The sequence below is a fragment of the Desulforamulus profundi genome, assembly GCF_002607855.1.
The window spans coordinates 59,887-81,024 of the sequence record NZ_AWQQ01000095.1; the positions used below are offsets into that span (position 1 = coordinate 59,887).

Annotated in this window: 21 protein-coding genes, 3 pseudogenes and 1 riboswitch; of the genes and pseudogenes, 14 read left to right on the forward strand and 10 right to left on the reverse strand. The window is 50.8% G+C overall.

The window, feature by feature from the left end:
- Window positions 1-101 precede the first annotated feature (101 nt).
- Window positions 102-251: a DUF1540 domain-containing protein gene (locus P378_RS15160; protein ID WP_099083840.1), complete on the forward strand. Its 150-nt coding sequence runs from the start codon at window positions 102-104 to the stop codon at window positions 249-251.
- Between the two features lie 151 nt (window positions 252-402).
- The gene (locus P378_RS15165) at window positions 403-942 is read left to right on the forward strand and encodes a hypothetical protein (protein ID WP_099083841.1); all 540 of its coding nucleotides are present in this window, start codon (window positions 403-405) and stop codon (window positions 940-942) included.
- A gap of 155 nt (window positions 943-1,097) precedes the next feature.
- Here P378_RS15165 and P378_RS22180 read toward each other — a convergent pair whose 3' ends face one another.
- From P378_RS22180 to P378_RS15175, 3 genes are all read right to left on the reverse strand, one after another.
- The gene (locus P378_RS22180; RefSeq protein WP_420796012.1) at window positions 1,098-1,382 is read right to left on the reverse strand and encodes a rubredoxin-like domain-containing protein; all 285 of its coding nucleotides are present in this window, start codon (window positions 1,380-1,382) and stop codon (window positions 1,098-1,100) included.
- A gap of 29 nt (window positions 1,383-1,411) precedes the next feature.
- Complete coding sequence (locus tag P378_RS22185; protein ID WP_274378737.1) at window positions 1,412-1,858, reverse strand: flavin reductase family protein; 447 nt, start codon at window positions 1,856-1,858, stop codon at window positions 1,412-1,414.
- Between the two features lie 183 nt (window positions 1,859-2,041).
- The gene (locus P378_RS15175; protein WP_099083842.1) at window positions 2,042-2,608 is read right to left on the reverse strand and encodes a hypothetical protein; all 567 of its coding nucleotides are present in this window, start codon (window positions 2,606-2,608) and stop codon (window positions 2,042-2,044) included.
- A 225-nt stretch (window positions 2,609-2,833) separates the two neighbouring features.
- Between P378_RS15175 and rnhA the strand changes: the two genes are divergently transcribed.
- Window positions 2,834-3,301: a ribonuclease HI gene (gene rnhA / locus P378_RS15180; protein WP_099083843.1), complete on the forward strand. Its 468-nt coding sequence runs from the start codon at window positions 2,834-2,836 to the stop codon at window positions 3,299-3,301.
- Window positions 3,302-3,367: 66 nt separating this feature from the next.
- A complete protein-coding gene (gene pepF, locus P378_RS15185) occupies window positions 3,368-5,188 on the forward strand; it encodes an oligoendopeptidase F (protein WP_476588335.1) in 1,821 nt (606 codons plus the stop codon).
- Between the two features lie 30 nt (window positions 5,189-5,218).
- On the opposite strand, the gene P378_RS15190 is transcribed toward pepF, so the two are convergent.
- The 4 genes from P378_RS15190 to P378_RS15210 form a co-directional block, all read right to left on the reverse strand.
- Window positions 5,219-5,926 (reverse strand): zinc ribbon domain-containing protein, encoded by a 708-nt coding sequence (locus P378_RS15190; protein ID WP_099083844.1) that lies wholly within the window; start codon window positions 5,924-5,926, stop codon window positions 5,219-5,221.
- A 57-nt stretch (window positions 5,927-5,983) separates the two neighbouring features.
- The gene (locus P378_RS15195) at window positions 5,984-7,102 is read right to left on the reverse strand and encodes a Nif3-like dinuclear metal center hexameric protein (RefSeq protein WP_238473307.1); all 1,119 of its coding nucleotides are present in this window, start codon (window positions 7,100-7,102) and stop codon (window positions 5,984-5,986) included.
- 39 nt (window positions 7,103-7,141) lie between these two features.
- Window positions 7,142-7,840, reverse strand: coding sequence for a tRNA (adenine(22)-N(1))-methyltransferase (locus tag P378_RS15200; protein ID WP_099083845.1), 699 nt, complete (start codon window positions 7,838-7,840; stop codon window positions 7,142-7,144).
- A 199-nt stretch (window positions 7,841-8,039) separates the two neighbouring features.
- On the reverse strand, window positions 8,040-8,768 hold the full coding sequence (locus P378_RS15210; protein ID WP_238473296.1) for a methyl-accepting chemotaxis protein: 729 nt from the start codon (window positions 8,766-8,768) through the stop codon (window positions 8,040-8,042).
- Window positions 8,769-8,846: 78 nt separating this feature from the next.
- Here P378_RS15210 and P378_RS15215 point away from each other — a divergent pair, with 78 nt between their 5' ends.
- The 4 genes from P378_RS15215 (at window position 8,847) to P378_RS15230 (ending at window position 12,827) form a co-directional block, all read left to right on the forward strand.
- Entirely contained in the window at window positions 8,847-9,983 is a 1,137-nt protein-coding gene (locus P378_RS15215; protein ID WP_099083848.1) for an IS3 family transposase, read from the forward strand.
- Between the two features lie 430 nt (window positions 9,984-10,413).
- Window positions 10,414-10,653, forward strand: coding sequence for a hypothetical protein (locus P378_RS22190; protein ID WP_099083849.1), 240 nt, complete (start codon window positions 10,414-10,416; stop codon window positions 10,651-10,653).
- A 292-nt stretch (window positions 10,654-10,945) separates the two neighbouring features.
- Window positions 10,946-11,596 carry a phosphate propanoyltransferase gene (gene pduL, locus P378_RS15225; protein WP_099083850.1) on the forward strand — a complete coding sequence of 217 codons (651 nt, stop codon included), beginning with the start codon at window positions 10,946-10,948 and terminating at the stop codon, window positions 11,594-11,596.
- A gap of 37 nt (window positions 11,597-11,633) precedes the next feature.
- Complete coding sequence (locus P378_RS15230) at window positions 11,634-12,827, forward strand: acetate/propionate family kinase (RefSeq protein WP_099083851.1); 1,194 nt, start codon at window positions 11,634-11,636, stop codon at window positions 12,825-12,827.
- A gap of 296 nt (window positions 12,828-13,123) precedes the next feature.
- Here P378_RS15230 and P378_RS23160 read toward each other — a convergent pair whose 3' ends face one another.
- On the reverse strand, window positions 13,124-13,252 hold the full coding sequence (locus tag P378_RS23160) for a hypothetical protein (RefSeq protein WP_274378738.1): 129 nt from the start codon (window positions 13,250-13,252) through the stop codon (window positions 13,124-13,126).
- 254 nt (window positions 13,253-13,506) lie between these two features.
- Window positions 13,507-13,635: riboswitch (FMN riboswitch) on the forward strand.
- 104 nt (window positions 13,636-13,739) lie between these two features.
- On the opposite strand from P378_RS23160, the pseudogene ribD reads away from it, so the two are divergent.
- The 4 genes and pseudogenes from ribD to ribH all read left to right on the forward strand — a co-directional run bounded on the left by ribD (window position 13,740) and on the right by ribH (window position 17,246).
- Window positions 13,740-14,866, forward strand: a pseudogene (gene ribD / locus P378_RS15235) (bifunctional diaminohydroxyphosphoribosylaminopyrimidine deaminase/5-amino-6-(5-phosphoribosylamino)uracil reductase RibD).
- Window positions 14,851-15,504 carry a riboflavin synthase gene (locus P378_RS15240; RefSeq protein ID WP_099083852.1) on the forward strand — a complete coding sequence of 218 codons (654 nt, stop codon included), beginning with the start codon at window positions 14,851-14,853 and terminating at the stop codon, window positions 15,502-15,504. The pseudogene ribD and the gene P378_RS15240 overlap by 16 nt, the downstream one beginning before the upstream one ends.
- A gap of 13 nt (window positions 15,505-15,517) precedes the next feature.
- Window positions 15,518-16,750 carry a bifunctional 3,4-dihydroxy-2-butanone-4-phosphate synthase/GTP cyclohydrolase II gene (locus tag P378_RS15245; protein WP_099083853.1) on the forward strand — a complete coding sequence of 411 codons (1,233 nt, stop codon included), beginning with the start codon at window positions 15,518-15,520 and terminating at the stop codon, window positions 16,748-16,750.
- Window positions 16,751-16,781: 31 nt separating this feature from the next.
- Complete coding sequence (gene ribH, locus P378_RS15250) at window positions 16,782-17,246, forward strand: 6,7-dimethyl-8-ribityllumazine synthase (RefSeq protein ID WP_099083854.1); 465 nt, start codon at window positions 16,782-16,784, stop codon at window positions 17,244-17,246.
- A 133-nt stretch (window positions 17,247-17,379) separates the two neighbouring features.
- Here the strand turns inward: ribH and rpmB are convergent, their stop codons facing one another.
- A complete protein-coding gene (gene rpmB, locus P378_RS15255; protein ID WP_099083855.1) occupies window positions 17,380-17,568 on the reverse strand; it encodes a 50S ribosomal protein L28 in 189 nt (62 codons plus the stop codon).
- A 177-nt stretch (window positions 17,569-17,745) separates the two neighbouring features.
- Between rpmB and recG the strand changes: the two are divergent.
- Both recG and P378_RS15265 read left to right on the forward strand, forming a co-directional pair.
- Window positions 17,746-19,802: pseudogene (gene recG, locus P378_RS24320) on the forward strand (ATP-dependent DNA helicase RecG).
- 91 nt (window positions 19,803-19,893) lie between these two features.
- Entirely contained in the window at window positions 19,894-20,088 is a 195-nt protein-coding gene (locus P378_RS15265; protein ID WP_099083856.1) for a hypothetical protein, read from the forward strand.
- A 3-nt stretch (window positions 20,089-20,091) separates the two neighbouring features.
- On the opposite strand, the pseudogene gpr reads toward P378_RS15265, so the two are convergent.
- Window positions 20,092-21,076, reverse strand: a pseudogene (gpr, locus tag P378_RS23165) (GPR endopeptidase).
- Between the last annotated feature and the right edge of the window lie 62 nt (window positions 21,077-21,138).

Here is a 21,138-nt window from a genome sequence, read left to right on the forward strand (position 1 = left end):
ATAATTATTTTAGTATAATTATATAGTTAACTTGGAAAAATGAATTTTATCTCCCTGCCTGGGTAAACTAAAGGTAACCTTAGCATAGGAGGTGAAACGAAATGCCTAACATTAAATGCACTGTTACCGAGTGCGCATATAACTCCAACGTTATGTGTGATGCGCCCATGATTCAAGTGAATCATTCCGGCGCAGAGCAGTCCGGCACCTCTGAAGAAACACAATGTGAGACTTTCAAGCCCAAAGCATAAATAACCGGAAAAGACAGGCAACACCAGCTAGCTTTTCTTATAGTATGCAAAAATACCGGTAAAATTTTAACCGGTATTTTTATTTTTGGTACATTTTTACAATTAATTAAATAGTATATAGCAAACTCTTGTTAGGAGGTCTGATAACTTTATGAGTGAGCAAGTCGAAGCTAAATCCTGCATGGTGCCTCCCACCACACCCCCTAAAATGCCAATCATGTTGGCTCCCACTTTTATGCAGCGGCTGTGCCAACTGCTGCATAAAAGAATTACCGTGTCCCTGAACTGTCCCGGAGTCACTCCTGTTACAGGTATGTTGCATGCTGTAGGGCAGGATTACATTGAACTGCATACCGGTACCACTGCCACCACCCAGGCCACCATCATCCCCCTGTGGAACGTGTGTGCCGTACAAGTTGCCGGCGCCATGGATCAAATTTGCCCACCGCCCCAGGCCCCTCCCGGTCAAGCCGTAAGCCCTGTGGCAGGACTTGGCCCCGGGATGTATGGACCGGGGATGTACGGACCCGGGATGATGCCCGGTTGCCCGCCCGGAATGCCCGGTGAGTGCCCGCCTTCTGGATGGCCCACTTCCCCTGGAATGGGTATGGGCCCGATGACCGGCGGTCCCATGATGCCCCCCGGCATGATGATGGATGTTAAAGACGTTAAAGAAGAAGAGAAAAAATAATATGGCCAAAATAAGCCGTCGCTGACGGCTTATTTTTGGGCCAGAGGGGCACTTTTTATAGGGTCCTTAACTGTCCACCCATTTAGCTTGCCCCGGGTTGTTCGGGACCATGCAAACGGGTATCTTTTTAAGGCCAAACGTCCGTGACGCCGGTGCTATAGTTTCTCAAACTCCTCGGGGCCAACGCCGCACACCGGGCAAACTGCCGGCGGTTCTTCCCCTTCATGGATGTAGCCGCAGACCTTGCAGAGCCACCGGGTGACTTCCTTTGGGGCAGCTTCCTTGGGGGGATTGTTTTTGATTTTATGATATAGGGCATAGGTCATCGGCTCTGCGGAACCGCTTGTACGGGCCATCGACCCTCCGGCAGCTCCTGCACGGGCACAGGTGACTTCCCCGAGAAACAGTGTATGGGTTCCCAGGTCCATACTGCCCGTCACCTTGCATTCCAAAGCGGCCAGGCAATTCTTTAACAGAGGTACCCCCAGGTTCCCATGTCATATTCCATACCGGCAAACTTGTCTGCATCCCTGCCCGACCGGAAACCGAAATTCCTTACCAACCCCAGCCCGTTGGTATCCAGAATGCTGACCGAAAAAACCTGGCTGTCTTGAATATATTCATGGGTCAAATTATTTTTATTGATTCCGACAGCGATCTTTACCGGCTCCGAGGTAATTTGAAACACCGTATTGGCACATTGGCCGTTTATTTTTTTGCCCTTGCGCGAAGCAACAATATACAACCCGTATGTGATGTGCCGTAGAGCCTTTTTGACTTCGTCCTGGCATGGATTGGCTGCGGCTTCTTCCACTTTCTCAAAGAACGAAGCATCCACTCCACAGACAGGACAGGTCTCCGGCGGTTCCGGTCCCTCATGAATATAATCGCAAACCGTGCAACGCCATTTGGCCATTATTATCCCTCCCGGTACTATTTATTCCATCTTATCATTGTTCCTAGACAAGTTTATAGCAGAGGTACTAAAAAAGAATTACAAAAGTATTCACTGCCTATGGCACACAAAAAAGCCTCCCTGGCAGCGGGGAGGCTTGATCTACCTAAAAAGAAAGTCTTTTCTTTCTCCACTTTAAAAACATCACGATAGGCAAAGCAATGACCGCCACCAGGATGGCAGTGGAAATGATATTGGCCAGCGGGTCGGCAGCCCAGTAATCCCCCAGGCAGGTGTATAGATGCCCTGCTGATTTTCTCCGGTCTCCGTTTCCTGGGTCCCCTGGCCGCCTGCTTCGGTTTGGGCCACGGCCGGTTGGCTGTGACCAAAGCTGTTCATCAAGAACATCCACATCCAGAAGTTACCGGAAAACGGGAAAAAGGACGGCCGAAAACCGGAAAGGTTGGATTTCCCTATGGTTGCCGCCGCATCGGCGCCGGAAGTCATTTTACTGGAAGGCAGGTTGGTATAGGGAATTTTGTCTCCGGTGCCTGCGTCGGTAGCACTTTTGGTAGTGCCGCCTGTTGTGCTTTGGGTAGAGTCCGCTCCCCCGCTATCCTTGCTGGAACCGGCAGGCGCCGAATCGGTTGTGGTGGTTTTGGGCTTGGAAAAACCGCCGGATTTAAAGCCGCCGCTCTTTTTCGCTATGGCCGGAGAGGTCACCGTCAGAAACAAGCAAATGATTACCATGATTGAAAGCAATCTTTTCACTGTCATCACCTCTCGTACATCATACCATGACTTTTGTACACTGCCAATAACATGGTATAATTATGTGATGTGGTACCTGGTACCTAAGTTATTAAGTTATTAAGTTATTAAGTTATTAAGTTATTAAGTTATTTTGTATGGGTAGAAAAACAAATTTCACCCTAAAAGTTATCACAGTTTACAAAAAGCATAAAAACCTAAACAACAAGAAATGAGGTTTGGTCTATGATTTCGGATCTTAAAAATGTGACCATCTATACAGACGGCGCCTGCTCCGGCAACCCGGGTCCCGGCGGCTACGGTGTGGTCATGCTGTACAAAGACCACCGCAAGGAAATGTCAGCGGGCTTTCGGGACACCACCAACAACCGCATGGAGATACTGGCCGCCATCGTGGGATTGGAAAGCCTGCAGGAAAGATGCAACGTTACCATTTACACCGACTCCCAGTATTTAATCAACGCCATTGAAAAGGGCTGGGCCAAAAAGTGGCGGGCCAACGGCTGGATGCGCAACAAAAAAGAGCCCGCCTTGAATGCAGACCTCTGGGAGAGGTTGTTAAAACTGTGCGAGCGTCATAACGTTAAGTTTGTTTGGGTGAGGGGGCATTCCGGCAACCCGGAAAATGAACGCTGTGACCGGCTGGCGGTGGAAGCATCCAAACAGCCGGATCTGCCTCCGGATATCCGGTGAGGCCGGTGGGCTAAATTTTTAAAAGTCTGGAGAAAAGATGTAAATCCAGCATAAACTATAGCAAACTTGATTCAATCCAACGAGAATGGAGGTATCTTTCTGAACACCAATATAAAGAACCGGGATGAAATTGAAGAACAATTTAAGTGGAACCTTGGTACCATGTATAAAAATGCCGACGAAGTAAAACAGGATCTGGAAAAAATAAAAGAACTGTTGGAACAATTTAAAGGTTACCAGGGCAGACTCACCGACAAGGAAACCATCCTGGAAGCGCTGCAGCTGCAGGACCGGTCCGACCAACTGATGGAAAAGAGCTATACCTATGCCCATATGAAACTGGATGAAGACATCGCCAACACCCAGGCCCTGGCCCTTTTCGACCAGGTCAAAAGCCTTTATGTGGTCTACAGCGAAGCCACCAGCTTCTTTGTGCCGGACCTCATGAAACTGGACGATGAATTCCTGCAGAGTCTGGCGGGGGATGAAAGGTTCAAAGATTACCGGCATTTTATTCGGGAAATCGGACGCAACAAAGAACATATTCTCTCGGACACCGAGGAAAAAATTCTCTCCTCCTTTGGGGAAATTGCCGGCGCCCCGAAAAGCATTTTCCAAACCCTGAACAACGCCGACCTGAAATTCGGCCAGGTTATCAACGAAAACAACGAACCGGTTGAGTTGACCCACGGGCGGTACCAGCGTCTTATCCAAAGCGGCAGCCGGGAAGTCAGAAAGGCGGCCTATAACGAGCTGTACCGCGTTTATAAATCCTTTAAGAACACCATTGCCCAGACCTACATTAATTCGGTGAAAAAGGACTGCCTCTATGCCCGGCTCCGCAAATACAACAGCGCCCTGGAGTCCAGCACCTTTGCCGACAACGTGGATGTCTCGGTGTATCATAATTTGATCGCAACCATCCGGCACAACATTTCGCTGCTGCACCGGTACATTGATTTCCGCAAACAGGTGATGCAACTGCCGGAGCTGCACATGTACGATTTATACGTGCCGCTGGTAACCGAGTTAAACAAAAATTACTCCTACCAGGAAGCCGTTGATTTGGTCTTACAAGGCCTGCGCAAGCTGGGCGACCGGTATGTCGTCGACCTGAAGCACGGCCTGGAAAACGGCTGGGTGGATGTTTATGAAAACAAAGGAAAGACCGCAGGGGCCTACTCCACCGGCGCCTACGGTTATCATCCCTATATCCTCCTGAACTTTAACGGCACCATGAATGATGTGTTTACCCTGGCTCATGAAGCAGGGCATGCCATGCATACCTTTTACTCCCACAAAAACCAACCCTACCGGAATGCCAGCTATACCATTTTTGTGGCGGAAGTGGCTTCAACCCTGAATGAAAATTTACTCATACACCACCTGCTGGCACAGACCAACGATGCCAAGGAAAAACTTTATCTCCTTAACTACAACCTGGAGCAGGTGCGCACTACGTTGTTCCGGCAAACCATGTTTGCGGAATTTGAAAAGATCACCCACGAAAAGGCGGAACAGGGAGTCAGCCTGACACCGGAAGCCCTCTCGGAGATTTATTACGAATTAAATAAATTCTACTACCAGGGTGTCCGATTGGATGATGAAATCTCAATGGAGTGGGCCAGAATCCCCCACTTCTACAACGCCTTTTATGTTTATAAATATACCACCGGATTTAGCGCCGCAGTGGCCCTGGCCAACGGCATCCTGCAGGGCGGTCCGGAAGAACTGGCCAAATATCTGGAATTCCTGGGCAGCGGCGGCAAGGACTATCCCCTTGAGCTGCTGAAAAAGGCCGGGGTGGATATGGAAAAGCCGCAGCCGGTGGAAGCATGTTTGCATTCCTTTGATGAAAACCTGAAATTAGCCGCTCAGTTAATCTAGGGTTTTGGGGACACCGATTGCTCAAACCCTCTACTGCGGGTCCCAGAACAACATGCGCCCGCAGTGGTTGCAAAGGACGATGTCATCCTGGTACTTGAGCTGTTTTATCTTCTCAAAGGGGATCCCCAGGTGGCAGCCGGAGCAGGTGTCCCTGGTAATCCTTCCGACGGGATTCCGATACCTTGTTTTCAACTGCCGGTACTTGTTCAAAGGATCTTCCCCAATTTCCTGCAGTAGCACTTCGATTTCACGGGCCAAACCTTGGGCCCGTGTTTTTGTTTCTTCCTTGTCTTGTAAATAGACGTTGTGCAGTTCCTTGAATTCTTCTGCCATGCTGTCCAGCCGTTGTTTCTTGTCCTCCCACTCCTGCTTGATGTCTTCTTTTACCTGCATTAGTTCCAGTTCCCGGTCCTCCAGCAGGTTTAACTCCTCCTGCAGCTTTTGGAGTTTTTGCTGGTAATTCTTAATCTCCTTGGTCTGCAGAGAACCGTCATAAATTTTTGTGCTGATCATGCTGCAGCTGTCCCTCAGTTCCTGTGCCCGCCGCTCCAGCGTGCCGGTTTGTTCCCTGGCCCTTTGGTAGCGGTCCTTTAATTCCCTGAGGTTGTTCTGTGCCGCCTCAATTTGCTTCTTGCTCTCTTTGAGTTGCTGAACCGGCCCGGGGTCAGCCCCTTTGTCGATTTTTTCCTGCTGTTCCTCTAGCATTTGCAGCCGCCATAGTTTACGGAGATCGGACATGCGATCACTCCTTAAAGAAAATGATAAAAGGGACAGGGGCGAGCGCGCCCACTATCCCTAAAGAAACATAAAAGGATCGGATTGACGTTTGGTAACCACAACTGTAATGTCCAAATTCTTTTGCCGACAGGCCTCTGCCAGTTTATTTTGCAGTGCCGGCAGCACCAAATGTTCGGTGGCAAAGTGGCCGGCGTCAATAAAATTCAGACCGGCGGCCAGCATATCCTGGGCAGTATGATATTTGATATCTCCGGTGATGAACACCTCTGCCCCCCTGGCGGCGGCAACGGGCCACAGCTCTCCCCCGGAACCGCCACAAACGGCCACCCTGCGGACATCTCTCCACATGCCGCCGCCTACTTTCACGGTGGCCAGCCCCAGGGCTTCCTTGACATGGATAATGAAATCGGCAAAACTTTTCTGCTCTTTCAGACTGCCGATTCTGCCAAGGCCAAAGGAACCTCCCTGGTTTTCCAAAGGATAAAGGTCGTAGGCCACCTCTTCATAGGGATGGGCCTCCAGCATGGCCTTTAAGACACCCTTCACCTGGGCGCCGGCAACAATGGTCTCCAACCGGACTTCTTCCACCTGCTCCAGTTGACCCTGCCGGCCGATGTAGGGGTTGGTCCCCTCCAGAGGGCGGAAGGTGCCGGTGCCCTTTACCTGAAAAGTGCAGTCACTGTAATTACCGATCCAACCGGCGCCGGCCAGAGAAATGGCCTGCCGTACGGCTGCCACATGCTCTGCCGGTACAAAAACTACCAGCTTAAGGTATTTCTCCCCTTTGGACGGGTGCATAACCTGTAAGTCCTGCAGTCCAAGGCGTTCTGCCAGCAATGTATTGACGCCCCCGGCTGCGCTGTCCAAATTGGTGTGGGCCGCGTAAACCCCGATGTTGTTTTTAATGAGTTCGGCTATCAGGGCTCCCCGGGGTTCGTCCAGCCGGATATTTTTGACCCCTTTCATAAGCAGCGGGTGATGGCAGATGACTAAATCGACATCCTTCTCCCGGGCTTCCCGCAGGATAACGTCATCCACATCCAGTGCCAGCAGCACTTTTTTTACCTCAGCCCGGGGGTTCCCGATCTGCCAGCCGCTGTTATCCCATTCCTCCGCCAGCCAGCGGGGAGCCAGTTCCTCTATGATATTTACCACATCCTGTGCAGTTGCCACGATCCTCAACCCCCTCATTCTAAGTTCCATTTTACCACATATCTATTTTTCCAGAGACTGCTCCAGCTTGTCCAGTTGCGATATTTTTTCCTGAACCCTGCCGGCCTTCTCCAGAGCCGCCTGTTGACTGCTCTTATGCAAACCATCCAGAACCCGGCAGTATTTTTCTTTCAGTCTGTGTATATGTTCCCCCAGTAAAGGATGTTTTTTTTCCAATAACCTGGGGCCTATTTCCAGGATCAACGGGTCTTTGATGTCCTCTTGCCCTCTCTCGGCCACCAGAGCCAGGTAAAGCCTGCCGTCCTCCAGCAGCAGGGTTTCATCAACAATGGTCCAGCCATGCTCCAGCAGGAAGAGCCGTAAATCCTTTTCATCGGCCATGGGCTGCAGAATCAGCCTGCGGGCCTTTGCCGCCACTTCCGGGGAGGTCTGTAAGATATCCCGGATGGTACCGCCACCCATGCCGGCAATGACGATGGTATCCGCTTCACCCGGCGCAAGCACCTGCAAACCGTTTCCCAGGCGAAGGTCAATCTTACCCGCCGCCTGGTATTGCATAACGTTGGAGCGGGCCGCCTCCAGGGGGCCCCGGCGAATATCGGCAGCAATGGCTCTGGGTGAAATGCCCTTTAAAATCAGGTAGACAGGCAGGTAGCCATGATCTGTACCGATATCCGCCACAATACTGCCGCAGGGTACGTAGTCTGCCAATACCTTTAACCGGTTGCTGATCGTAAACATTTATTCAAACCTTACCTTTCCAAATGAATTATTTCGCTGGCTAATCCATAAACTCCTCTAATTTCTAAGTCTTTCCTTAAAGCATAGCCATTTTTCATTATAATATTAATTTCGACAATTTTCTCTGGGGTCTGACACCTGGGGTAAAAAAATGTCCCGGGTTTTGTACAAACCCGGGAACTATCAATACAGGCGCGGTTTAACATACATCACTTTTAAATTTTCCAATGTGTTCTTGCAGGTCCTGGGCCAGTTGATCCAGGACACCGGCGGAGGAGGCCACCTGCTGGACCGCTGCCGATTGCTGTTGTACGGCGGCAGCGATTTCCGAGCTGCTGTCGGTGGCCTGGGAACAGGCTGCGGCCACGGCCCGGGACTGTTCCACCAGGGAATCCAGCAGCGATTTAATATGATGAAACTTTTCCCCGGTCTCATCTATCAAGTTGTGCCCGGTCTTAACTTCATTTAACCCTTCACTCATGCTGTAAATCACATTCTGGGATTGCTCGGTAATTTCCTCTATAATCTTTTTCACGTCTTTGGCCGCCTGGTTGGACCTGTCCGCCAATTTGCGGACCTCCTGGGCCACCACGGAAAAGCCCCGGCCGTGTTCCCCGGCCCTGGCCGCTTCAATGGCTGCGTTGAGGGCCAGCAGGTTGGTCTGCTCTGCAATATCGCCAATCAGCTGTACAAACTTGTTGATGTCCTCGATCTTATGCCCCAAACCGCCGGTGTCCTCTGCCAGGTTTTCTACCATGGCATGTAAGATACGCATCTGCCGGACCGTCTGCAGTACAACTTGCTGGCCCTCTCCGGCAGCTTGGGAAGCTTCATGGGAGTAATTGGCGGCATGCTGGGCGATTCCTCCCAACTCTTTGAGCGAAGAAGCTAATTTTTCCACCTGGTGGTTGGCTTCATGCACCGACACGCTGGTTTCTTCCGAGGACATATAATGGATAAAGAAAACTAGACAAAAAAACAGCTTTATTTAAGGTGGATCGTTGCCGTGAGAAAATCATATTCTGGGGAGTTCAAAGCCAAGGTTGTACTGGAAATTCTCAAGGAAGAGAAAACCATATCCCAGATTGCTTCAGAGTATGGGATTCATCCAAATCAATTGCTTAAATGGAAAAAAGAGGCAATAAGATCTCTGGCAGAAGTTCTTGAAGATGGTCGTAGAAAGAGTGACAAGGAGAAAGAGACATTAAAGAACAAGATTCAAGAACTATACGCAGAGATTGGCGAGTTGACAACTAAGCTCAACTGGCTTAAAAAAAATCTGGCTTTAAGTTGGACGAGGGCTGAAAGAATTGAACTTGTGGATTTTGAGAACCGYGAGCTACCATTAACAGTTCRGGCAGAAATGCTTTCGCTAAACCGTTCGAGCCTTTACTACAAGCCAGTACCACCATCGCCGATGGAAATTGCTATCAAGCATGAAATCGACCGCATTTACACGGAGGACCCCTACATGGGTTCCCGTCCGATTACAGCGATTCTGAACCGCGAAGGCTTTAGCATCAGCAGACCCACGGTACAGAAGTATATGCGGGAAATGGGAATATCAGCAATCAGGCCAGGGCCGAACCTCAGCCGCCGGAACCACGAGCATAAAGTCTACCCCTATTTACTCCGCGGCGTTAAGGCATCCTTTCCCAACCACATTTGGGGTACCGATATCACTTATATACGCCTCAGGAAGGGCTGGCTTTACCTGGTGGCTTTCCTAGATTGGTTTTCAAGGTACGTAGTAGCCTGGGAACTGGACTGCACTCTTGAAGTCGATTTTGTGCTGGAAGCCCTCCACAGGGCATTACGAATTGGCAAACCCGAGATCGCAAACAGTGACCAAGGAAGCCAGTTTACCAGTCAACGATAYACCACTGTATTACTGGGCAACGAGATCAAAATCAGCATGGACGGGCGAGGTCGAGCTATGGACAACATTTTTACCGAGAGACTCTGGCGTACAGTCAAGTACCAGGAGGTCTACATAAACGACTATACAAGCCCCCGTGAAGCCCGTCTCGGTCTCGCAAAGTTCTTTGAAAAATACAACAACTACAGGCCACATCAAGCATTGAAAAACTTGACTCCGGCCGAAGTTTACTTCGGCAATTATACCTTGAAAGACTTTCAGTAATAATTTGTGTCTATCATTCTGGGGATTATGCTGKATATYGTCCACTCTGGTGTCCACCTCCTCCGACCAGTATAACCTAAGCTGCTCTGCAGGCCCAAAGCTTCCTACCGACCTTAAATTCCCTGGCGGCCGCAAGCCCATGACTGGAACGGGTGCGTGAAATATCGGTACATTAGTGGTGGAAGGAAAAGTTATCAACATTTATGGTCAACTTTCTTTTGCAGTAGTATTGCATGGGAAAAATTTACTTAATTACCAGTTAATAAATGGTTTTAATGGTAATATTTTTCTTATAAAATACACAAAGGAGGGAGAAAAACCACCTTAAACAAGTTCAAAAAAATGTCTTGACATCTTTAGCCACCATAGGTTTTTAATTTTTTGCGGGGAAGGAGAGATACAGGCTTTTTTCAAGGTGATAACGCTATATTTGACCATCATGATTTATCAGTATATAAAAAATGTTTACCTTTATCTATGCCGCTCATTAAAGATAAAATTTCTCTTTGAGGTGGCAACCCTTTACGGGTTTGAAGTTAAGGATTACCGGGATGTAATAGTGAGAAAAACTAAAAAAATTGGTGTTACTAAAGCAGAAAAAAGTCAGAAAAGCAAATCAATAATTTTACTTGAAAACATGCAAGAAACTGTTTACAATCAGTTTGAGTAAAAGTGTATACAATTTGTTTTGCATTCTGCTCGTTATTTATCCCACAAGTAACAAAAGATTGCCAGCAAAATACAGGCAATACCATCATACCGATGAGGGAAGCTTTGTAATTGAAAGAAGAATATTTCTGTTTCTTTTGGTTCTGAAGTACAAAACCTATATTATAAAGAAGAAATGTCTATAGGAATTTTTCGGACTTGTTTGTGATGTTGTATTAAACTTTTTTAGTCATTAATTAAAGTTTATTGTGTTAAAAACTACATTAAAAATTACTAAAAGGAAGTGTGAAAAGATGACAAATGCGCAAGACCTCCCTACCCAAGTAAATCCGGATGAAATTATCCCGATCCCTGTGACCGTGGGCATCTCTGCCCGCCATGTGCACCTCACCCGCGAGGATGTTGACACCTTATTTGGCGCCGGCTATGAATTGAAACCTTTTAAGGACCTGTCCCAGCCCGGTCAATTTGCCGCTGAAGAGACTGTAACAGTGGTAGGTCCCAAAGGTGTTATCGAAAAAGTACGTGTTCTGGGACCCGAGCGTAAGCAAAGCCAGGTGGAACTGTCCATTTCCGATTGTTTCAAGTTAGGCATTAAGGCTCCCCTGCGGGACTCCGGTGATTTATCCGGTTCTGCTTCGGTTACTTTAGTGGGACCTGTAGGTTCCGTTACCTTAAAAGAAGGGGCTATCATTGCCGCCCGTCACATTCATATGCATACTTCTGATGCTGAGAAATACGGCCTGGAGGACGGGGACAGGATTTATGTAAGGGCCAAGGGACCCAGAGGCATTATCTTTGGCGACGTGCTGGTTCGTGTAGGCGATAGTCATAAACTGGAAATGCACGTAGATACCGATGAAGGAAACGCAGTGGGTTTAAGAAACGGCGATACCGTGTACGCCTATAAGATTCACGGACACATCTCCGAACTGGTAAGATAAACGGCGCAAATGTATTGACATAAAAGGGGGAAAACCTTTGTTAATCCTAGTTGTTAACTGCGGCAGCTCATCGATCAAATACAAACTGATGGACATGCAGCAAGAAACCGTACTTCTTTCGGGTTTATCGGAAAGAATTGGTATTGTCGGTTCCAGAATTAAGCAGGAGTCCCATCGGGGTGAAGAACTGGTCCTGGAACAGGACTTACCCAATCATAAGGTAGCCTTGGAATCCATTCTGAAATGTGTTACCGACGCCAAATACGGCGCCATCAGTGACACTTCTGAGATCAAAGCGGTGGGCCACCGGGTTGTACACGGCGGAGAAAAGTTTAACAAGTCCGTGGTTATTGATGAAGAGTTGATCAAGGTGTTGGAAGAGATGTCTGAGCTGGCGCCTCTGCACAACCCGCCGAACATTGTGGGTATTAAAACCTGTCAGGAATTGATGCCCCATGCAGCCCAGGTGGCAGTGTTTGATACCGCCTTTCATTCAACCATGCCCAAACATGCCTATACCTACGCCATCCCTTACGAGTACTACGAGAAGTATAAAATCCGCAGGTACGGGTTCCACGGCATTTCTCACAAGTTCGTATCCCGACGGGCCGCTGAAATTTTAGGCAAATCCGTTGAGGAATTAAAGATTATCGTTTGTCACCTGGGCAACGGTTCCAGTATTTCTGCCGTGGGCAACGGTGTTTCCATTGATACCACCATGGGCTTTACGCCCCTGCCGGGCCTGCCCATGGGAACCCGCACCGGGGATATCGACCCGGCCATTGTCCCCTTCTTAATGGAGAAGGAAAACCTGAGTGTGGGTGAAGTTAACGATGTTTTAAACAAGAAGAGCGGTATACTGGGCGTATCTGGCCTCAGCAGCGATTTCAGAGATTTAGAACAAGCCGCCGAACAAGGCAATAAAAGAGCCGAACTGGCCTTAAGCATGTTTGCCTATAGCATCATCAAATACATCGGTGCTTATACCGCTGCCCTGGGCGGTCTTGATGCAGTGGTCTTCACCGGCGGCATCGGCGAAAACTCCAAGGATATGAGAGATAGGGTATTAAAGGGCTTAGCCTATACCGGCCTGCAAATTGACGAGGAGAAAAACAACAGCCGCGGCAAGGAAGTCATCCTCAGCAAACCCGGCGCTCCCTTTGCAGCCATGGTGGTTCCCACCAATGAGGAATTAATGATTGCCAGAGAGACCAGGGAACTGCTTAAATAAAAGTAAAAACCACAGATTATTTTGATTTGTGGTTTTTTACTCTTTAGGAAATACATTGTAAGACAAATATAAGATTTCGTTATTCATAATGTAAGGTTTATACCATATAATTACCTCAAGGAGGAAAAATAAACTGTCACCGGAGGTGAAGCATATGTTTACCAAACACTGGATGCTGCGGGAAGTAGCCCACTGCAAAGAAGGTTGTTCCAGATAGTCCCGGACATGACGGTAAACTGTCCCCAGGTTAAGGATTAAAAAGGTCCACCCTTTGTACGGGGTGGACCTTTTAGCACTTACCAGATTTTATTTACGGGGAGCACTTTGATAGCGATAATCTTTTCTTTATCCATCTGCAGTGTAATGACGTTTTCGCCGGCTTGATCCCAGAGAATAATGTCATTGTATTTGTATTCGGTGGTCAACTCTTTCTCGTTCCGGCCGTAACAGAAAGAAATTCACCATCCCCCTGACAACTTTATCCAACCCAAATAAATAGCCCCGCTAACAGAAGCGAGGCTTTCCAGGAACCACGACCGGGGTTTTAGTGTCACTACATTTTTTCAAAAAAAGTGGTGACACTAAAGGTGCCGGTTCGATTTGTGGCAATTGTTTGTCAATTTATTTGAAGATTGACATACGAACAAACAGAGGAATATAATGGACTTAGTTAAATAAGCAGGACCTTCAGGGATAGGTGTAATTCCTTACCGGCGGTATGGCCTGGGCCGAGCCCGCGAGCCCCCTAGGGGCAGATCCGGTGAAAAGCCGGAGCCGACAGTGAAAGTCTGGATGGGAGAAGGTAAGATCAACCCGGCAAAAAAATGTCTTTTTTGTTGGGTCTTTATCCTTTTGCCTTTTACCCTGGGGTTTTCCAGGGTTTTACTTTTTTTCGTTCGGGAGATGAAGTCAGTGGATCAGGACAGACATTACATGCAGATGGCCCTTGAGCTGGCGGCCAAAGCCAGGGGACGTACCAGTCCCAACCCCATGGTGGGGGCCGTTCTGGTGAAGGACGGTGAAGTGGTAGGGAAGGGGTTTCATGCCAAAGCAGGCGGCGCCCACGCCGAAGTGGTGGCGCTGGCGGATGCCGGGGAAAAGGCCAGGGGCGCCACCGCCTATGTAACGCTGGAACCTGCTGCCATCACGGCAGGACCGGTCCCTGCACCGAGGCGCTGCTAAAAGCCGGGGTAAAAAAAGTGGTGGCGGCCATGACCGACCCCAATCCCCTGGTGGCCGGCAAGGGATTGACTATCTTACGGGAAGCAGGCGTGGAAGTTACATCCGGCGTCCTGGAAGAGGAAGCCGTTCAGTTGAATGAAGTCTTTATTAAGTATATCACCAGCAGGCGGCCCTTTGTGGTGCTGAAGGCCGCCACCAGCCTGGACGGCAAAATTGCCACCGCCAGCGGGGAATCCAAATGGATTACCGGCGAAGCAGCCAGGGAATTCGGGCACCGCTTACGGGACAGTTACGATGCCATCCTGGTGGGCGTCAACACCGTTCTGGCAGATGACCCTTCCCTTACCGCCCGGCTGCCCGAGGGCCGGGGAAAGGATCCCATTCGGATTATTGTCGACAGCAGCGCCCGCACCCCGACCGCGTCGAAGGTGCTGACCCAGCTGTCCGCCGCCCATACAATTATCGCCACCACCGGGGCGGCTCCGGCGGAACGCCGGGCCGGTTTAATGGCTGCCGGAGCGGAAGTGCTGGTGGTTCCCGGGGAAGGCCCCCGGGTCGATCTTGTTAAATTGATGGAAATGCTGGGTGAGAAACAAATCACCAGCGTGTTGATCGAGGGGGGCGGCCAGGTCAACGGCGCAGCCCTGACCGCCGGCATCGTGGATAAGGTGGCCTGGTTCATGGCACCCAAAATCATCGGCGGGGACGGGGCGCCGGGACCGGTCAGGGGAGAAGGCATCGCCTCTCTGCAGGATGCAATCAAATTATATGATTTGTCCATCGAGAAGTTGGGAGAAGACATTTTCGTCACAGGATATACCTCAGAAAGGGGTGGCAGAATATCTTTACCGGAATAGTTGAGGAAATCGGCACCATCAGGGGCATATCCAAGGGCCCGGATTCGGCCAAACTGCACATCCTTGGTTCCAGGGTCCTGGAAGATGTGAGGATTGGCGACAGCATTGCGGTAAACGGCGTTTGCCTGACCGTTACCACCTTTGGGGAAGGGGCCTTCACAGCGTATGTCATGGCAGAAACCCTGGCTAAGACCAATTTAAGGGACCTCAGACCGGGCAGCAAAGTTAATTTGGAGCGGGCTCTGCGGCTGGGTGACCGGTTGGGCGGCCACCTGGTATCCGGCCACGTGGACGGGGTGGGAACCATCGCCGCATTGGAGAAGTATGATATTGCCACGGTGGTCACCGTTCAGGCGCCCCCCCAGGTTATGAAATACATCATTAAAAAGGGCTCGGTGGCCATCGACGGCACCAGCCTGACGGTAGTGGACTTTGATCAGGATAAGTTTCAGGTTTCTCTCATTCCCCACACCGCCCATGCCACCGTGCTGGGAAGCAAAAAAATCGGGGAAACCGTGAATCTGGAGGCCGATATTCTGGGCAAGTACATCGAGCGCCTGCTGCAGGGCAGGGAGGAGCAGCCGAACAAAAACAGCAAGCTGAACCTGGAATTCTTATCCGCCAACGGATTTTTATAAGGAGGAACGGGACATGACATTCAAGTTTAACTCCATAGAAGAGGCCATTGAAGATATTCGAGCCGGCAAAATCATCGTTGTGGTGGACGATGAGGACAGGGAGAACGAGGGCGACCTGGTGATGGCCGCGGAAAAGGCCACCACAGAAGCCATCAACTTCATGGCCATCCATGGCCGTGGATTAATCTGCATGCCGATTTACGGCGAGCGGCTGGATGAATTAAACTTGCCTGCCATGGTGACCAACAACACCGACCCCCATGGCACTGCCTTTACCGTGTCAGTGGACGCTAAGGAGTGCACCACCGGTATTTCGGCTGTGGAAAGGGCCTTTACTATCCAGAAAATATTGGACCCCCGGACCAAACCCGAAGATTTGCGCCGCCCGGGACATATCTTCCCCCTGCGGGCCAAAGAGGGCGGGGTGCTGGTAAGATCCGGCCATACCGAGGCTGCAGTGGATCTGGCCAGGCTGGCCGGTTTGAAATCCGCCGGTGTTATCTGTGAAATCATGAAGGACGACGGCACCATGGCCAGGGTGCCCGAGCTGATCGAGTTTTGCAAGGCCCACAACCTGAAATTAGTCACCATTGCAGATCTTATTAAATACCGCCGTCATCATGAAAAATTTGTAAAAAGAGTTGAAACGGCCAAAATGCCCACCAAATACGGTGAATTTACCGCTGTGGGTTATGAAAGTTTGATTGACGGCAAAGGACATATCGCCCTGGTGAAAGGGGACCTTTCCAGCGTTGAGGCTCCACTGGTGCGGGTACACTCCGAGTGCCTGACCGGCGATGTCTTTGGTTCCTGCCGCTGTGACTGCGGGGACCAGTTGGCCCGGGCCATGCAGACCATTGAGAAGGAAGGCGTGGGTGTGCTCCTGTACATGAGGCAGGAGGGCCGGGGCATTGGTCTGATGAATAAGATTAAAGCCTATAAGCTGCAGGATATGGGGGCCGATACCGTGGAAGCCAACCTGGCTCTGGGTTTCCCGGCGGACCTCAGGGACTACGGCATCGGCGCCCAGATTTTGGCCGACCTGGGCCTCAGCAAAATCCGGCTGCTGACCAATAACCCCCGCAAGATTGCGGGGCTAGAAGGGTACGGTCTGGAAGTGGTGGACCGGGTGCCCATTGAAATCCCTGCCGGCACAACCAACGAAAAGTACCTGAGCACCAAGAAATGCAAACTAGGACACCTGCTGACCATGGATGAAGGGGCCAAAAAACCGGTAAACGAGTAATGAAATTTAATACTTACAGGGGGGCAAATTTATGCATAGAGTCTTTGAAGGTCATTTGCTGGGACAAGGATTAAAATTTGGCATCGTGGTAGGACGTTTTAATGAATTCATCACCAACAAATTATTGAGCGGTGCCCTGGATGCATTGAAACGCCACGGGGTAGAGGAGCAGGACGTTGACATTGCCTGGGTTCCCGGCGCCTTTGAAATTCCGCTGGTGGCCAAAAAAATGGCCGGTCTTGGCCGTTATAACGGGGTGATCTGCCTGGGAGCCATCATCCGGGGCGCCACACCGCACTTTGACTATGTAGCAGCCGAGGTTTCCAAAGGGGTCGCCAAGGTGGGATTGGACGCTAATTTACCCGTCATCTTTGGCATTCTTACCGTGGACACCATTGAACAGGCCATTGAGCGGGCCGGTACCAAAGCCGGCAATAAGGGTTGGGAAGCCGCCAACACCGCCATTGAAATGGCCAATCTAATGAAAGCTTTTTAAATAAAACAGTAAAGCACCCGGGAGTAAAATCTTCGGGTGCTTTACTATGGTGCCGTCGAGGGGCAGACCCTGCGTAAAAAACAAAAACGGCCAGAGGCCGTTTAAAGGACTTGTTTATTAAGAAGGAGTGTAACTAGATTGCCCGCTGAACTTTTCCACTCCGGAGGCAACGGGTGCAAACCATAATCCGCTTGGGGGAACCGTCTACGATGGCTTTTACCCTTTGTAAGTTGGGGTTCCAGGTCCGCTTGGTCCGGATGTGGGAGTGGCTTAACTTAATGCCAACGGTAACGCCTTTGTCACAAATCGCGCACTTGGCCATTGTTACACCTCCTTTAATGACACAATACCGATGTCATAAATCACTTTGCAATAATCTCACTAGGTTAGTATACCACAAATAAAACTAAAATCAAACGAAAATTTATGAATTCTTGCTACCCATGGAAATTGAGCCCATGCTATAATGGAACATATGTTTTGAAACTGGTGATTGTCCATGATCGACTTGAGCAAACCGGTACAGTTCCTTAAAGGAGTAGGTCCCCAGAGGGCCAAACAGCTAGAACGATTGGGCATCTTTTCGATTTGGGACCTGCTCTATCATTTTCCCAGGGAATACCAGGACAGAAGCATGATACGCCCGGTCCATACCTTTGCCCACGGGGAGATTGCCACCGTGAAGGGAACGGTGATCGCCAGCCAGGAAACAAAGCCCCGGCGGGGTTTAACCATTACCAAACTGGCCCTTCAAGAAGGCGGCGGCACCTTTTATGCCGTGTGGTTCAACCAGCCCTATATTCGAAGACAGTACCCACCCGGCAAAAAGCTTCTCATCACCGGCAAAGTGGAGAGGGGTTTCGGGGTGTTGCAGGTACAGGTCACCGATCATGAATGTTTAGAGGGAGATGAAGGGCTGCACAGCGGCAGAATTGTGCCCATTTACCCCTTAGCCGAAAGCATCAGCCAGCGTTTCCTGCGAACCGCCCTGAAAGCAACTCTGGATCAGGTGGGCCCCCGGGTGCAGGAATTTTTGCCCGACAGCCTGTTGGACCGCCATAACCTGCCCTGCCTGCCGGAGGCTCTGCAGGAGATTCACTTTCCCCAAAGTCAGTCTTCCTGTGAAAGGGCCAGGAAAAGATTTATTCTGGAAGAACTGTTCCTGTTCCAATTGGGATTGGGTTTGCAAAGGAGCCGCAACACCCGCAAAGCCAAGAACCATACATATGTGGAGGAAACCTTGAGCGGGTTGCTTTTAAATAATCTTCCGTTCCGGTTAACCGCTGCCCAGCAAAGGGTCTGGCAGGAGATCGAATCGGATCTGCTGGGTCCCTACCCCATGAACCGCCTGCTGCAGGGGGATGTGGGAGCGGGTAAAACCGTGGTGGCGGCTCTGGCCCTGTGCAAGGCCGCCGGTTCCGGCCTGCAGAGCGCCCTGATGGCGCCCACCGAACTGCTGGCTGAACAGCACGCCAGAAGCATTATGGATCTTCTGGCACCCCTGGGCATTCAGGTGGCGCTGCTGACGGGCAGCACCCGGCGGGGCAGGAAACAGGTGTTGGAAGCAGTGGCCGGCGGAGAGATGCAGGTCGTCATCGGCACCCATGCCTTATTCAGGGGGAAGTTGAATTTAAGAACCTTGCCCTGGTGGTTGTGGATGAACAGCACCGTTTTGGTGTTCGCCAGCGGGCAGCCCTGCAGGACAAAGGCGTTACGCCGGATGTGCTGGTGATGACCGCCACGCCCATTCCCCGGACCCTGGCTCTAACCCTGTATGGCGATCTGGATGTGTCCGTGATTGATACCATGCCGCCGGGCAGGCAAAGCATCAAAACCCACCTGCTCAGCCTGGCCCAGGCGGGCAAGGCCGTGGGACTGATCAAACAGCAGGCGGACCAGGGCCGCCAGGCCTATGTGGTGTGCCCCCTGGTGGAGGAATCCGAGAAAATAGATACCCAGGCGGCCATTGATTTGTATGAAAGGCTCAAAAAAGCGCTGCCGGGCTATACCGTCGGGCTGCTGCATGGCAGGATGAAGTCTGCGGACAAGGAAACCGTCATGGACGGGTTTCGCCGGGGTGACATCGATGTATTGATTTCCACTACCGTCATCGAGGTGGGGGTGGATGTGCCCAACGCCACGGTGATGGTCATCTGGGACGCCCAGAGATTTGGCCTGGCCCAACTGCACCAGCTGCGGGGCAGGGTGGGCCGGGGAAGCCACCAGTCCTACTGCATCATGGTCGGAGATCCCGCCACCAAAGAGGCGAAAGAGCGACTGGCCGCCATGTGCCGCACCCAGGACGGTTTTGCGCTGGCGGAGGAAGACCTGAAACTCCGGGGTCCCGGTGAATTTTTCGGCACCCGGCAGTCCGGGCTGCCCGATTTCAAAATGGCCAATCTGGTGCGGGACAGCCGGGAAATTGAACAAGCCAGGAAAGAAGCCGAACTGCTGCTGAAGGATGATCCCGATTTGCGGCAGTCGCAAAACAAGCAGCTTTTTGAGCAGTTCGCCCGGCGTTTTCCCGATTTCGTCAAATACAGTGATATAAGTTAAGGCGTGGCAGCGAAGCCACGCCTTTCTGTTAGAATTTGCTTGGTATGTCAGATAGTCCTGAACAAACAATATGTTCGAGGAGTGATGACAAATGCCAAACAACAAAAATGAAAAGGATCCCCTGTTAAGACAAAGGGCCAATGACGGCCTCCGGTTTGAGGTGGGGCAGGAAATCGGTTTTGTGGACGAGGGCAATAAGGTCGGCTTGACCCAGCCCACCACCGGTGCAGATACACTGACGAAAACCGATCACGGCAATGAGGTCCAATTTAACCCGGGAGTTTAAGTATCAATGTAAATAGAGACTGTATTCTTCCGCGCTGATCGACGGGTGCAGGGCCAAAGAAATACCTCCGGCAATGATTTTGGCCGTATTCTGAATCAACGCGTCGATTTCCTTAGGCGTGACCATCAGCTGCCCGGAGGTATAGGGCTGCAAGACGGCGTTGACAATGGCTGAAAAGCATCGGAATTCATGTTTTGATAAATCGCCTGTAATTGAGGATTGTTTTTGGTTTGCTCCAACAGGCGGTCTAAAGTTTCACCGGCGATAATGGCGGCCGGCACAACGGTGGGAACCCCGATGGCGATGACAGGCACACCCATGGACTCTTTGTTGATACCGGCCCGCTTGTTTCCTACCCCTGAACCGGGTGCGATACCGGTATCCGCCAGTTGGATGGTGGTGCCGATGCGTTCCACCGACCGGGAAGCCAGGGCGTCCACCGCAACGACCAATTCGGGTTGGATCTTGTCCACCACTCCCTTGATGATCTCAGCGGTCTCAATTCCTGTCAAACCAAGGACACCCGGGGACAGGGCGCTGACCGAACGCATACCGCCCCGGATCTCCTGAGGCGCGTAATTATACATATGCCGGGTTACCAGGGTCATGCCAACCACCTTGGGTCCCAGGGCATCCGGCGTGGCGTTCCAGTTGCCCAGCCGACCACCAGCACATTGGCGTGTTCCGGCAGATTAAACAGGGCGGCCAACTGCTTGCCGAGAACCTCCGCCACATCCTGGTGGGCCTGCCGGTTGTTCTCCCGGATCACCGGGGCTTCAATGGTCACATAGGTTCCCTGGGGTTTGCCCATAATTTCTTCCGCATATTTTTCCACGATGCGCACAATGGTTACCGTAGCGTTATCATAGGTTTCTTTGTCCATGATACACCCCGGAATTTCCTGGCCCGTTTGCCCCCGTACAATTTCACGGGCCTCCACCGCCAGGTCGACGCTTATATGGTTGTTCTTGAAAAACTTAAGATCCACTGAACAAACCTCCCCTTTTATTGGTAAATGAGGTGGAAAAGACATCGACTATATCCTGTTCT